This is a genomic window from Gordonia jacobaea (assembly GCF_965344965.1).
In the GTDB taxonomy this organism is placed as follows: domain Bacteria; phylum Actinomycetota; class Actinomycetes; order Mycobacteriales; family Mycobacteriaceae; genus Gordonia; species Gordonia jacobaea.
On record NZ_CBDRLS010000002.1, the window covers coordinates 379,396 to 392,932 of the forward strand.

The window sequence follows — 13,537 nt, forward strand, 5'->3', positions numbered from 1 at the left end:
CACTGTCGCCGAACTCCAATGCCATTGGGAGGGGCGCAGAACAACGCAAACCTGGCAAACAAAGCTGACGCTCGCCATATCCTGCGGATCGCCGTGCGCGCCTCCGTATCTCAGTCTCCGTCGTAGTCGATTATTGGATAGTGTCATCGCTGGTGATGACGGCAAAGTCCCATGGGGGGATCGTGAACGGAGCAGGCATGACCCCGCATCACCGCAGGAGTCGACGACGAACCTTGGTCGGCATCGCGATCAGCACCTTCATCGTTGCGGCACTCGTCGCAGGAGTGGCAGCCACGATAAGCACCAACCGAGTTCGTACCACTGCAAGCACCACCTACTTGCCTTTCGACGTCCCGTCCTGGAGCACCGCAGGCCGCAAGGTCTTCGCCCACTACATGCCGCACTTTCCCCTCTCGTTCGACAACAAGCCGTCCGACAGCGACTACTACACCACGCAGTACCTCACGCCGACCGGCGAGAACGGTGTCCACGCCGCATACGGGGGCTACCTCCGCGACCGTCCGTTGCCGGTAACGCCGTCCAACGCGGCCGACTGGAAGAACAAGAACTTCGGTACCGAGGTCGATCAGGCCCGTAGCGTAGGCATCAACGGATTCGCGGTCGACGTGATCCAGCCACGATCAGCGTCGACAATCGTCAACGACATGCTTGCGGTCGCGTCGACCAGATTCGGCTTCTCAATCCTGCTGACCATGGACATGGACGGCCCAGTCGCCAGTCAATCGATGGCCAGCTTTGTCGACGACATAGCCACGTACGCGTCGAGCGTTGCGGCCACCAGGCTCGATGACGGCAGGTTGGTTCTCAGCGCATACCGTGCCGAGAACAAGACACCGGCGTGGTGGCAGCAGGTGTTTTCCCTACTCTCGCAGCGAGGCATCTCCGTCGCCTTCTACCCGATACTCCTCGACGCGAACTCCAACCTCGAAGCCTTTGCGCCCATCAGCTACGGTCTGAGCGCGTGGGGAGGTCGCAACCCCGCCTTCATGCCGACGACAAACGTCGGCAGGGGCTCACCGGTCGACCTCATCACGCGCGCACACCAACTCGGTAAGCAGTGGATGCAAACCGTTGCCTTCCAAGACAACCGGCCAGCTCAGGGGATCTACGATGAAGCGGTCAACGGCACCACGATGCGCCAATCATGGCAAATCGCAACACAACAGAACGCCAACTGGGTGGAGCTCATCACCTGGAACGACTACGCCGAGGGCACCCAGATCGCACCGTCGGTCAAGCACGGATACCGCCTCCTCGACCTGATGGCCTACTACGTGGCCCAGTACAAGTCCGGCAGCACCCCAAGCATCCTGCGTAACGCCGTCTATGTCACCCACCGAACTCAGGCCGCCGCACAGAGGCCAAGCTTCCCGCAAACGAAGCTCATGACCCTGCGCGCGGGCAGCACACCCGCTGTCGATCAGGTCGAGGTCACCGCATTCTCTCAAACACCCGGGTATGCGGGCGTGACCATCAACGGCAATCAGCAGTACTGCGCAATCCCCGCAGGTGTGACCACGTGCACCTTCCCGCTGGCGACCGGACATGTGGCTGCATGGATCTTCAGCAACAACGCTGTCACCGCTACGGCCGACAGCCCTGCCGACGTCACCGCCACTCCGTACGTACAAGACCTCCAGTACGTTGCCGGCGGCGGACTACGCTGAAACTAGCTCAGCGCGTGTAGATTTCGCTCAGCTGTCCGCCGATTTCCTCCACGGACAGACTGCGCGCAGCAGCTAACGCATTCACACTGAGCTTAGCGAGACGATCTGGATCGCCGATCAACGACGTCATTGCCTGGGTCAGCGACTCGCTGCCAGGCTCGATGACGATGCCTGCGTCGAACTCCGTCACCAGACCGGCCAGACCGCACTCGTTGGTGATGATCACTGGCAAGCCTGCCGACATCGCTTCCAGAACAGCCATCGGAAACGGCTCAGCCACAGATGGCAGAACAAAAACATCTGCCGACGCCAGCCGCTGCTGCACCAGACCGGGTTCGATCGGCCCCTCCCAGCGAATTGTGCTGTCCCCCAGCCCTTCGGCCGCGATGGCTGCGGTCACTTCTGACGCACTGCCTCCATCAGGCCCCACCAATGCGAAGCTCGCGTCGGTCGCCCCCGACCGACTCACTTCGGCCGCCGCGCGCACGAAATCGAGTGGACGCTTGCGTTCGTGCAGCCTACTCAGAAACAGAAACTTCAGCGTTTCTGAATCCGCCCCGTAGGTACGTGCGCTGCCCCCTTCGGTAAGCGGCACGCCGTTCTCCAACCGTTGCAACGGCACGTGTGAAGGCACCTGAGACTCCAACTCGCCACGCTCGCGGTCAGTGAGGTATAGCACCGTATCTGCTTGAGCGATAACCGGTTTGATGGTGAAGGAATCAAAGATTCGGTATACCAAGCCCGTGCGTGGCATCAGCATGCCGTGCGACTGGACGACGACACGGGAGCTCCTCCCCGCAGCGAGCCAAGCCACCGGCCCGGTGAACAGATCACGTGCCAGGTGCACGTGAACGACGTCGAATCGACCTCGTCTGCGCCACGCCCACCACATCGCGCTCAACGACATCGTCAGCACATGACTGCGCTTATAAAGACTTAGCAACGGCCGGAACAGGATCAGCCGCGAGGTTCCGAACTGACCGGTCTCGCCGAGGTTTGCGGCACGGCCGGCCACGACGGTGACCTCATGGCCGCGTCGCACCAGCTCGCCTGAAAGGTTCTCTGCCACACGTACCGGGCCCCCGTATTCGCCGTCGGGCGATACCAGCGTGACTATATGGAGGATTCGCATCGACGTCATGCTTCCGCTGCAACTTTGTCGGCCTGTCGGCTCTGGCGTGTGGCGGACCGATCGCCAGAAAGAATCCCCTGCTCGGCCCTGACGCCGTGCTGAGTAATGTCCACGTACTCACGGTCATGCCACCCTCCTGACGAGGCGCACTTCCACTTTGCAGGCGACCCTACGTACAGTCCGGCCGCCGACTCGTCGTCGTATCCGGCGAGTACGGTGCTGTGCGCTCCTACGACCGATCGCGCTGGTACGAAAGCGCCTTGCAGCAGCACAGTACAACTCGAGACCAGTGAGTGGTCGCCGATGGTGATCCGGCCGACGGTTTGCTGGTGGTGCGCCAGGTCCGGCTCGTGAGTCTGCAACAGGCAACGATGCCCTCCGAGCGCCGCGTACTCCCGTACGATAACGGTCCCCGAGCAGTCGATGTAGCAGCGGCTGCCGATCTTGGATCCGTAACCCACAAACAGGGTGCCGGCGTTGTCGTCGAGTTGCTGGTATATCGGGTGCGCTGACACCCAATTCCACGATTCGATTCGAGCGGAATCTTCCAACTCGATCCGTCTGAGGCCCCGAAAGACGTTGAGTAGACCTATCTCAGTTCCCTCGCCAAGCGTCACATGTTTGACGCCGATAGCGATGGTCGGCATGATGCTGGCTGTCGCCGAGATCTGGTGGCCAAACGATCGCAGCATGCGATTCTTGGCACGGCACGCCGGCAGCAACCAAACTGCCGCCTCTATGAGCTTCTTCAACTGGGACATGGGTGTTTCCTTTCAAACGATGCTCGTCGAGCGATGACTGTCCGAGCGTGCGATGGGAGGGTTCAAGTGGCCCCTGAGTACGCGGTTCACGCCACGGCACGAACCAACTGAGGGCGCCCAACGTCACCAAGGTGCTAGCGATCAACATGCCCAGTGCCACACTGAGCGCGGATCGATCGACCGCGAGGGCACAGGCCGTGACGAGCAACGTCGTGGCAACGAAAACGGACTTGGTAAGAAGCGCTTCTGTCGACCTGTTTTGCGACTTCAGATAGACACCGATCACAAAAAGCCAAGCTGCGACGGTGTATTCGCCGGCGATCAACAGAACGATGTGACGAGACAACTCAAAGGTGTCACCGAGGATGAGCCTGCCCCACGATTGGGGCAGTACACGGATCAACACTCCGGACAACAACGCAATCGACGAGGTCAGCGCCGCAACCTTCATCAGGACGCGCCATGTCTCGGTAGGTGGTCGTCCGTTCCGCGCAGTCTCCGGGATCACCAGTAGGGGAAGTGCACTACCGATGATCGCCAGTGGCGCCAAAGCAGCTGCCGAACCGCGCAATGCGGCTGAGGCATTCTCGCCTACGTACAGGCCTGCGAGACCCAGTACGAGGAACACCGATACCTGTTCCAATCCAGAATCGACTCCGTAGCGGACACGGTGCCAGGGATCATCGGAAAACCACTTCCACAGTCCTCGCACCCGTGGGCCTGTCCCGAGGGTAAAAGCGAGTCCGATCAAGGCGATCACCGCCAACGCACACCATCCAAAGACCAAACCGTTGGGCGACAATCCTGCAGGGTTGAGCCACGCAATGATCCAGAACGCGGCGCTCCCTAGGAACCACAGCCCATCCCACATCGCCGCAAGATGTGGTCGTCCGAGTCCGATTGCCGTATACCGCAGCGTGTCCTGCATGAGTACGACGGGAACGGTTGCGGCCATGAGGAGTGATTCGTTAAGTGTGCCAAGTAATGCGCCCGTTGCGATAAGCGCAACGCTGACAGCAACGCCCGCAATGCCCGCCGCGGCCACTGAGTAGCCTCCGTGACGAAGCACAGACGCATTGCCCGAGCCAGCGGCCAGTAGCAATGGTGTGCCCAGCGCACCCCGCAACACTCCGATCGTCGCCGCAAGGAGCGTGAACAGCAACGCAATTCGTCCGAAGTCATTGGGCGCAGCGACAACAGCGAGGGCGAAGAGAATCAGCCCATTGCTCGCACTGGAAAAGATCTGGTCGAGCAATCCGCTGGCGGAGCGAATCTTGCTCAGCACGGCGGACTCATCAGGTGGCGTCGGCTCGGGTGCTGCAGCCGTCCCCGACGCAGTCTTCGCCGACGTCCTTCAAACGTAAACACCGCTGACCGTCGGTGTTTGTACGGCATGAGTGACGACCACACCGAGCATCGGCTTGTGTATTCCGTCGCTGACTCGCACGGCCTCGCGGATACCGACCGACGTCGACTGCCCCGGTGCCACGCACAGCACGAACGCATCCGACAACGAGAGGGCCACTTCCGACTCCACTGAAGTAACCGCAGATGAGGACGCCACGACGACGTAGTCGGTCTTCGAACGCAGCTGCTCGAGCGACTCTCGGATCGTTGCCTCGTCGCTGAACGCGGTCGGCAGCGAAAGAAGCGTGACCGACGACCCTGAATCTGCTGGTACATCAGCCACATACGCGCCGAGTGTCAGCAGCGACACGCTCGCTCCACTCGCGGCGATCCCCTCAGCCATCGCGTATCCCGCCTGAACAGCTCCGACACCCGCTCGATCTCCGACGAGCGCGAAAGCAGCACCATCGGTGTCGTCGACGTCGTCCTCATAGCCGGCGTCGTCTGATCGCGCGACCTGCTGCAGTCGTTGTCTCACCGCGACGCCTGCTCGTTGCGCCTCCTCTGCAAGCGCTGGAGTAAGCGAACCGCTCGGAACGCCCGGATCGTCTATGTCGCTGCCGAATGTGGCGATTACCGGTGCCCCCGCCGCCTCTTCGATGTCACGACGCGTCCTGGGTTTGGTGTCAAAGTACTCGAGGAACCAGATGATCAAAGCCGAAACAACCAGTGCGACAATGAGCGCGACGAGAAGCGTCATCGTCAGCGAATAGCCACCGCGCACCGCGGTGTCAGCACTCGCCGCGTTGATCACTGTCACGAGCGGCGGGACACTTGGGTCGTTCTGTACGTTCTCGACCTTGGCGACGTAGGACGCAAAGACAGACGCGTATCCGTTGGCGATATTCGCCGCTTCCTGCGGATCGGAGTCCTTGGCCGACAACACGATGATGACTGTTTCTTTGACCGTCGACGCGCTGACACGAGACTCGAGTTCTGATGGACTCATGGACAAGCCGAGTTTGTCGATGACAGACTGCGCCAGCTCGTCGCTCGTAATGATGTTCATGTATGTCTGCGCGCGCTGACGTGAGAACAGGTCGCCCTGATAAGCGCTCGTCGACGTCTTCACATCCGGCGCTCGCAGGAACAGCGATGTCGACGCCGTGTACTCGCTCTTTTGGGTTGCGTTGTACAGCGCTCCACCAGTCAGGGCAACAACCAGCACGATCAGGATGACCGGCCACCGCCGACGGATCACGTACCAGGTGAGTTTGATCAATTCCATTGTCAGACCGTTACTTTCTCGTTCTCCGAAGGTTCAGTATTGGTGCGCTCGGGGGTGTTCGAGGACTTCGTCGTCCTCCGCGTCCCGAGGGCAGCGGCGCCCGCCAGCCCGATGAGGAAGCCGCTTACCGCACCACAGATCAGGTAGACACCCACATCCGGCGTCGTCGACGCGCTAGGCTCCACGGCCGGTGAGATGACGATCGGCTGCACCGGAGACGCCTTGCGGAAAGATGGTTTCTCTATCTTTGCGACGGTGTCGGTGTACTGCGCGGCGACGGCATTGGCTATTTGCATCGCCTCGGCCGGTGATGATCCGTGCGCGGTGATCTCGACGATCACCGTGTCTGGGACCAACCTGCCCGTGACGCGGCCCTGCAGATCCGACACGGGAACGCCGAGTTTGTTCGCAACCGGCTGTAGCACAAGCGGGCTTGTGAGTACCTCGAGGTAGCTCGACATCCTCTGCTGGGTGAACTCGTCACCGTAGGAGGTCTGGGTGTCCTCGGTACCGGGCTGAGCGTCGGCAGTCGAGTCGTTCCAGTTGGGCGTTGCGATGAACACCCTGCTGTGGGTGGTGAAGTCGGCGGGCATGAGCAGCGCGACTGACCCGCCGACCAACACGCCGAGCATGACGCCTGCCACGACGACCAGCCAGTACGGCCGCACAAGCGCGAGCAGCGCACGATAGTCGTTCATCGATCCTCCTTGAACGGCGTGAAGCCCTGAGCCAGCATCGACTTCGCGATCTTGGCTGCGTAGAAGTCGTTGCCCTTCTGCGAGAAGTGCACGTGATCGTTCCAGAGCAGCGGTCCGAGTGGTTGGTCTCGGTACCAGCCACGTGTCACTGGATCAACGACTATGGCTTGGTACTTGCCGGCAATCTCGTAGAACAACGAACGCATCGCAACAACCGTGTCCTCGACTTTGGTGGTGACGTAAGTCGGCACCACGATCGCCAGCTTTTGAGTCGGCCAGATCTCCCGCAGCTTCGAAAAATAGGACACGACATAGGGTTTCACTGCTGATGGATCCGAACCGAGGTCGTTGCGTCCGAGATCGACCACGATATTGTCGACAAGGAACGTGTCAGCGTCGTGATCGAGACGATCGATCGCTCGCTGGGTCTTCGGCTTCCCAGGTGCCTTGAAGTTGTTGCCGTCGTTGAGGAAACCTGTACCACCCTGAGCATCTACGACTGCGTGATATCCCAGGGCCGAACCGAGTAGCTCCGGGTACGCCGTGATCTGCGGGTCTCCGGTACCACCGGCGAAGCTGTCGCCTATCACCAGCAGCGTGGGCGCGGTGGGGCGTGCACCAACTAATGCCGATTCACGCTGTGCCGGCGCATCGGGTGCGTCGTCGCGCAGGAGGGCCGCAACACACACGACGACGGTGAGCACAGCCACGACCCCGAGAGCGATGTAGGCCAATCTGATCCCGCTCATCCCACGATCTCCTTCTGCCTCGTCGTCGACGGAGCATGCTGGGGCTCAGTCGAATACGACATCGACCGAGGCAACCATCTCTTGTTCATCGGACCACCAACATTCGGTGGAGAGCGTCGCACCATGGCCGCGAAGACCAAGATGAACATCAGGTACGACATTGCCTGCAACATCGAGCCGCGCATCAGGATCAGGAGGTAGAACGGCAACACCGACCCCAGAACGCCGGGCATCTGCGCAACACGCATCTGCGCTTCGATACGGCTGTCCCACCGATAGAGGTAGAAGCCGATCAGCGCCATGCCGAGCACCATGACCACCCAGCCGCCGTTGAGGAACAGCTCGATCCACAATGGCGCAGACAGATTCGTCATCTTGTAACCACGGCCATTCGCGATGAAGATGCCCGTATCTTTGGGCTTGTCGTCCCATAGCGTTCTCGGCACCCACCAGAAGAACACGCCGAGCATCTGCCTGCCGAAGGCAGTTCCGTCGCGGTTGGCAATCAGGATTCCGTTGGTGATCTGCCCGAACGAGTCGTAGTCGGGCGACATCAGCGACTGCAGCGGGTTGCTGCTCTTCACCTCAGCGGAGTCCGAGTAGCGGAAAGCGTCGGCGAGCGGGAACACCACCACCAGCGCCAGCACGAAGCCCATCACCATGGTTCGATATCTCGCCTTGGTGGCAAACCATCCGAACGCAACTGTCGCCGCCAGCATCGCCGTTCCCGAGAGATAGCGCGCGTTGGAGATCGGATTCATGCTGTTGAGCAACAAGACTCCGATGCCCCACGCACAGCAGACCGCAATCATCTTCTGCGACTTGGTGTATGCCACACCCGCCTCTGCGGCAGCGCTCATCTCCTTACGAAACCGCATCCACGCCAACCACGTCACCAGCAGACTCATAAACGTGCATGCACGCACGAGGATGCCGAGTGAACCCGGCCGCCACACCACGTCGTACGCGGTGAACGCCTGCTCGCGACTTTGCGTGAACTGGATGATTCCCACCTTGGACAGGTAGTAGACATTGAACAGCACCGTGAACACCGTGAGGGCCAGCAGCTTACGGTACGAGATGGTGACCAGGCGCTCTCCCGTCGGGGCAAGCTGCTCCCAGGTGCGGAAGCGATCCAGCCGCGCAGACAGATAGGCACCGACGAGGAAGGCGAGACAACCGACGATCACCACCAGCGCAGCCGCGGGCACCAGGGTCCAGTCACTCCGCAAAATTGTGACAGGCCAACTGTGTTCGCGGATCTGCGCCAGCGCCGCCAACCCCATGAACGTGTAGGTGAAAACCCAGAAGGTCATCTCGTAGAGGCGCCTGTCGCCGCGTCGAATCAACCACGCGAGTCGCCAGCCGGAGATGGCGATGATGACCATCGACCAAAGCCACAACCGCCCCGATTCGTTGTCGGTGGTGGCGATGATGGCGGCGGGGATGAATACGATCAGCACCGCCGCCGAGAGCACTCCGAGATACGCCGCGCCGCTATCACCGGCGGCGCGTGGCACTACAACGCGCACCGGCGCTGTCTGAACCTGCTCTGCCCGCTGCGGATCGCGCCACGGAACGCACGTCAGCAACACTCCTGCGGCGAGTCCGAAGGCGGCAACCGCCAAACCCATAGCCACTGCGGTGATTCCACCGAAGACCATCCCGGTGATGCTCGCGCACGCCACGAGAAGCACGACCGATACGAGGGCCACCACCTGGGCGCGTGAGCGCGCCCCGACTTCAAGGCTCCACGAGACAACGGCGGCCGGCCAGACGAGGAGCACAGCGGCCAAGGCCAGCAGCGCAACACTCGGCTGCTCGGAGCCGCCGAGAAACGCAGCAGCACAGCCGAGCACGGCAATAACCGCGCTCGCCCACACAGCTCGTCGAGCCGTGATCTGCCAGGCGCGCTGTTCGTCGACGGCCGTGAACTCCTGAGTCATATCAGTGCTCACCCGACTCAGCCCAGATCTTCCGGAAGCCTCCATTGGCTGCGGTCGCGCCCTGGTTCGCGTACACCTCGAAGGTCGCGAACTGCCCGCGCCACTGGCTGATTCGTGCATCGTTGAGCACCTTCTTGGTCCCGTCCGGCAGCTCGATGGTCATCCTGCTGCCGTCGATGTGCACACGCACCGAGTACACGGTCGACCCATCGGCCTTCAGCGGATGTCGATACGACTCAGCGTGAATCACCTCCAGTGGCGAACCGACGTCGCCGTTCTTGACTGAGACGTTCCAGTTCACTGAAGTGAGCACCAGATGCATCGGGAAAGGCGACACGAGGAAGGGCGCGGTACGCGTGACGTTACGCGAAATAACAAAGGCGACTGCACCATCGGAGCTATCCCCGGGTCGGAAGACAAAGTCGGCTCCAAGCGCGGTGACGGGTGCCTGCATGTTCGGTGTGCTGAAGTAACCGGCCGTGCGCTCAGCCGACGTGGGTGTGAACGTCAACGAGTGATCGACCACACGCAGTTGATCTGCCGGAACGGACGAACTATTCGTTGTCATCGCAGGCTCACCGGTGTCGAACTTCTGGGGCGCTGGACCGTTCGGCATTCCCGTGAAGGACGACTCGACACGGATGCCCTGTTGATCCGACGGTGTGCTGTCGCGGACGAAACCCCAGTAGAGCGCAAAGGCAACGACAACCGTCGCCACAACGACGAGCGCGATCTTGGCGACAAATCCACGTGAGACCCTGCGCGTAGAGCGATCCGGTGCGAGCATCCCTCTCACCACCGTCCCAGGTTCAGTGCCAGGGAGACGCCGCGTTCGACGGCCTCCGGCGAGACGACATCGGGCGAGAACGTCGCGGTCGCATGCACGATGCCATCGATGGTGCACAGCCCCAACGAGATCCGCTCTGCGCTTCCCGGCTGAAGCGCTACGGCAAACGTCCGCTGGACATCTGCACCCTTCGACGCGTCGGTGCGCCAAGCGATCTTGCTGATGCCGGGCGCACGGCTGATGTCGGAGATCGTCAGTTGTGGGCGCACGGGCATGTCGGGCGCGCACAGTTGATGTAGGCGAGTTCCGTTGCGCGCGTTGCGTGCCAGTGATGCCAGACCTGCACGGATCAATGGCCTCAGCGAGACCATCTCATCGGCAACGCGACTGCCGAACTCTGCCGGCGTCATGTCGGCCGCAATGTGAACGGAAGAGACCGCGGCGAGGTTCGCATACGAATCTGCGCCCTTGGGCAGATGCCGACGAAGGTCGACGAGGAGCTCGACCTCATCAATCGGGTCGAGACCGACTTCGCGGATGCCGTGCCAGATTCGATGAAACAGAATCGAATTCGTCGAAGTGTCGGGCGCATGTGCGGCGCGCCACTGCGCGAGTTCACCCAGGAACGACGGCTTGCTGCGCACGTAGCACACTGTCATCTTTGTCGCTGCAAGCTCCTCAGTTGGTCGGCTACCTCTCGCGCCGGCGACCCGCCGATATGCGCCGCCGACGAACTCACGCCCGAGACGCGCGCCGACACATGCGAGCGCCGTCATGAATGCGCCCGGCGCAGCACGCAGCGCAGCCTTGTGCGCCAGCCGCAGTGGACGTGGCGTCGCCACTTGCAGCGGCGTCGCGGCCAGTTCACTTTCCTCGTCTGACCGCGAGAGCTCAGCGACCACCTCGGCCATCACCTTGGCATCTCCGATGCCGTGATTGAAAGCGACGAGAAGGTGGTGTCCCGCAGCGTCGGCCTGCACCCCCAGCACCGGCACTTCGCTCATCGCCTGAGTCAGCGTGAGGACCGGATCAGACGCGTCGATATGCTTCTGCGACAACAGATACCGATCATCGATAGTCTGCTCGTCAAACCAGCACATCGACGCGCGGTCGGGAACGAGCCCGACCCGCTGATCCGTATCACTGTCGACAAGACGCTGCAGCCCACGAACGATTCCTGCGTCATCGGCCGCTGCTACTGGTCCGGCGAGCACCCACACTCCGGTACCCGCAGAGAGCGCGTCGAGTCCACTGACTCGCTTCATTGCCATTGCGCCGCCAATGTCAGCTCGTTATCGGTGGCCCCTGCGGTGCGCGCGGTGTCGCCGGTTGCGAGTTCCGCACACCAGCTTTCGTACCTGCTGACCGCTTCGTCGCGGCCGAGTACCGATGTTGCGTAGATCGGTCCGAGTGCCGCGAGGGCCTCACAACGCTCCAAATCGGAGCCGAGTTCGAGTGCATCGGTGACCAACTGGCGAGGATCACCGGCCGGCACGATGACACCGGCACCCGACGCACGAATCTCCGACGCGGTGACACCGGATGCGTCGACGGCACCGAGTACCGGACGACCAGCTGTGAAGTACGACGTCAGCTTGCTCGGCACAGCCATTCCGCTGACACCCGGCAGCTCATTCACCAGCAAAAGGTCAGCTGCCGAGAGAATCTCGGTGAACTCGTCGCCTGGAAGCGGACGCACGAATTGTATCCGCGTGGTGCCCTTCGCTGCGCGCTCGAGTTCGGCCCGCTGGTTGCCGTCACCCACGAGTACGAAACGCACATCCGCGTCGGTCTCGTCGGCGTACCGAGCAGCGTCCACAACGTTGAGCAAGCCCTGTTTCAGGCCCATGTTTCCGGTGTGCAGCACGATGATCTCGCGGTCGGTCCACCCGTACGTGGTCCGCGTGGCGTCGATCTGGGCACTGGTTGGGCGTGCCCAGGCCTGTAGGTGCGACCAGTTGCGGATCGTGGTGATCTTGCCGGGCGGCACACCCATGTCCACAACAGAATCGCGGAAGTGATCGTGAATGACGCTCACACCGTCGGCCTGAGCGAGCACCTTGGTCTCGAATCCCATTGCGGCACGAGCAGAAAGACCACCTCCCGATGACGTCTCCTGCAGCCCGAGCCCGTAGAGGTCCTGCACGATGACACCGACGGGTACACCCTCGGCCTTGGCGCGGGTCACGATCATCGACGCCGCGACCAGCGCAGGGCTGACGGTGATCACCACATCGGGATCACCCCAGTGCGCCGACGCCACGCGTCGTCCGAAGCTGACCTCCATGCGTACCCGGTTCGCCATCGACCCACCGCGCGGTACAAAGTGCGGGAACCGACGCACGCGCACGCCATTCCTGACCTCCAACACACCGTCGGAGTCGGAGTACTCGTCGTCGACCTTCCACTCCGGGTAGTGAGGCATGCCGGTGAGCACGGTCACTGAGTGTCCGCGCTCGCACAACCCCTCGGCGAGACCCGTTGTGTAGGGAGCAATTCCGGTCACCTCCGGCGCGTAGTTGAGCCCGATGATCAGAATCCTCATGCCGTCACCTCGTTGGAATTGGCCTCGACGGCCAACGGCGCCAGAACCGTCGCACCTGGTTTGACGTCGGTCACGACGAGTGCCGTTGCTCCGACTACCGCCCGGTCGCCCACCGTGACTCCCCGTAACACTGTGGCGCGCAGAGCAATCCACACGCCGTCACCCACGATGACTGGCGCGTTGTCGAATTCGAAGCTGCGCGAACGTGAATCGTGGCTTCCGGTACAGAGCACGACGTCCTGCGAGATGCACGTGTTCGAACCGATGCGCACCGGTTCGAGATTCAGGATCCACGCACCCTCCCCGATCCACGTGTCGTCGCCGACCTCGAGCTTCCATGGCCAGTGCACCCGTACCCCATGCCTGATCAGCACGCGATCGCCGATACGCGCCCCGAACATCCGCATCACCGCGATGCGCACCTTGTTGGGCACCCACCATTGGCTGATGATGCTTCTCGCGAAGAGCCACAGGCACTGAACCGGCAGCGATCTGCCCTTGTCGTAACCGACACCCGTGAACTCGCTCAGCACGAAATCACGAATATCCGACGCTCCGCGCGGCTCGCGCACCAGTGTTGTGTCGCCGTGCATGCC

The 13,537-nt window shown here is 61.9% G+C and carries 12 protein-coding genes; 1 reads left to right on the forward strand and 11 read right to left on the reverse strand.

All coding sequences use genetic code 11. The annotated features are described in order from the left end of the window. Positions 1-197: 197 nt before the first annotated feature. The gene (locus ACRVY7_RS07890; protein WP_431816643.1) at positions 198-1,688 is read left to right on the forward strand and encodes a glycoside hydrolase family 71 protein; all 1,491 of its coding nucleotides are present in this window, start codon (positions 198-200) and stop codon (positions 1,686-1,688) included. Positions 1,689-1,695: 7 nt separating this feature from the next. Here ACRVY7_RS07890 and ACRVY7_RS07895 read toward each other — a convergent pair whose 3' ends face one another. From ACRVY7_RS07895 to ACRVY7_RS07945, 11 genes are all read right to left on the reverse strand, one after another. After that, entirely contained in the window at positions 1,696-2,820 is a 1,125-nt protein-coding gene (locus ACRVY7_RS07895) for a glycosyltransferase (protein WP_431816644.1), read from the reverse strand. A 5-nt stretch (positions 2,821-2,825) separates the two neighbouring features. After that, on the reverse strand, positions 2,826-3,467 hold the full coding sequence (locus tag ACRVY7_RS07900; RefSeq protein ID WP_431816645.1) for an acyltransferase: 642 nt from the start codon (positions 3,465-3,467) through the stop codon (positions 2,826-2,828). Then, complete coding sequence (locus tag ACRVY7_RS07905) at positions 3,415-4,836, reverse strand: MATE family efflux transporter (RefSeq protein ID WP_431816646.1); 1,422 nt, start codon at positions 4,834-4,836, stop codon at positions 3,415-3,417. Before ACRVY7_RS07905 ends, ACRVY7_RS07900 begins: the two co-directional genes overlap by 53 nt. A gap of 99 nt (positions 4,837-4,935) precedes the next feature. Beyond that, positions 4,936-6,216, reverse strand: coding sequence for a YveK family protein (locus ACRVY7_RS07910; protein ID WP_431816647.1), 1,281 nt, complete (start codon positions 6,214-6,216; stop codon positions 4,936-4,938). Between the two features lie 2 nt (positions 6,217-6,218). Continuing rightward, positions 6,219-6,914 (reverse strand): YveK family protein, encoded by a 696-nt coding sequence (locus ACRVY7_RS07915; protein WP_431816648.1) that lies wholly within the window; start codon positions 6,912-6,914, stop codon positions 6,219-6,221. Then, a complete protein-coding gene (locus tag ACRVY7_RS07920) occupies positions 6,911-7,663 on the reverse strand; it encodes an SGNH/GDSL hydrolase family protein (RefSeq protein WP_431816649.1) in 753 nt (250 codons plus the stop codon). Before ACRVY7_RS07920 ends, ACRVY7_RS07915 begins: the two co-directional genes overlap by 4 nt. After that, entirely contained in the window at positions 7,660-9,621 is a 1,962-nt protein-coding gene (locus tag ACRVY7_RS07925) for a hypothetical protein (protein ID WP_431816650.1), read from the reverse strand. The genes ACRVY7_RS07920 and ACRVY7_RS07925 overlap by 4 nt, the downstream gene beginning before the upstream one ends. Continuing rightward, positions 9,611-10,396, reverse strand: coding sequence for a T-complex 10 C-terminal domain-containing protein (locus ACRVY7_RS07930; protein ID WP_431816651.1), 786 nt, complete (start codon positions 10,394-10,396; stop codon positions 9,611-9,613). The genes ACRVY7_RS07925 and ACRVY7_RS07930 overlap by 11 nt, the downstream gene beginning before the upstream one ends. Before the next feature lie 5 nt (positions 10,397-10,401). After that, entirely contained in the window at positions 10,402-11,667 is a 1,266-nt protein-coding gene (locus ACRVY7_RS07935) for a hypothetical protein (RefSeq protein ID WP_431816652.1), read from the reverse strand. Then, positions 11,658-12,941 carry a glycosyltransferase family 4 protein gene (locus tag ACRVY7_RS07940; RefSeq protein ID WP_431816653.1) on the reverse strand — a complete coding sequence of 428 codons (1,284 nt, stop codon included), beginning with the start codon at positions 12,939-12,941 and terminating at the stop codon, positions 11,658-11,660. The genes ACRVY7_RS07935 and ACRVY7_RS07940 overlap by 10 nt, the downstream gene beginning before the upstream one ends. Continuing rightward, a complete protein-coding gene (locus ACRVY7_RS07945; protein ID WP_431816654.1) occupies positions 12,938-13,534 on the reverse strand; it encodes a DapH/DapD/GlmU-related protein in 597 nt (198 codons plus the stop codon). Before ACRVY7_RS07945 ends, ACRVY7_RS07940 begins: the two co-directional genes overlap by 4 nt. Between the last annotated feature and the right edge of the window lie 3 nt (positions 13,535-13,537).

Excerpts from the sequence above, each read along its gene's own strand:
- ACRVY7_RS07890 (WP_431816643.1), top strand. The coding sequence starts at position 198 with ATGACCCCGCATCACCGCAGGAGTCGACGACGAACCTTGGTCGGCATC.
- ACRVY7_RS07895 (WP_431816644.1), bottom strand. The coding sequence starts at position 2,820 with ATGCGAATCCTCCATATAGTCACGCTGGTATCGCCCGACGGCGAATAC.
- ACRVY7_RS07900 (WP_431816645.1), bottom strand. The coding sequence starts at position 3,467 with ATGCCGACCATCGCTATCGGCGTCAAACATGTGACGCTTGGCGAGGGA.
- ACRVY7_RS07910 (WP_431816647.1), bottom strand. The coding sequence starts at position 6,216 with ATGGAATTGATCAAACTCACCTGGTACGTGATCCGTCGGCGGTGGCCG.
- ACRVY7_RS07915 (WP_431816648.1), bottom strand. The coding sequence starts at position 6,914 with ATGAACGACTATCGTGCGCTGCTCGCGCTTGTGCGGCCGTACTGGCTG.
- ACRVY7_RS07920 (WP_431816649.1), bottom strand. The coding sequence starts at position 7,663 with ATGAGCGGGATCAGATTGGCCTACATCGCTCTCGGGGTCGTGGCTGTG.
- ACRVY7_RS07930 (WP_431816651.1), bottom strand. The coding sequence starts at position 10,396 with ATGCTCGCACCGGATCGCTCTACGCGCAGGGTCTCACGTGGATTTGTC.
- ACRVY7_RS07935 (WP_431816652.1), bottom strand. The coding sequence starts at position 11,667 with ATGGCAATGAAGCGAGTCAGTGGACTCGACGCGCTCTCTGCGGGTACC.
- ACRVY7_RS07940 (WP_431816653.1), bottom strand. The coding sequence starts at position 12,941 with ATGAGGATTCTGATCATCGGGCTCAACTACGCGCCGGAGGTGACCGGA.
- ACRVY7_RS07945 (WP_431816654.1), bottom strand. The coding sequence starts at position 13,534 with ATGCACGGCGACACAACACTGGTGCGCGAGCCGCGCGGAGCGTCGGAT.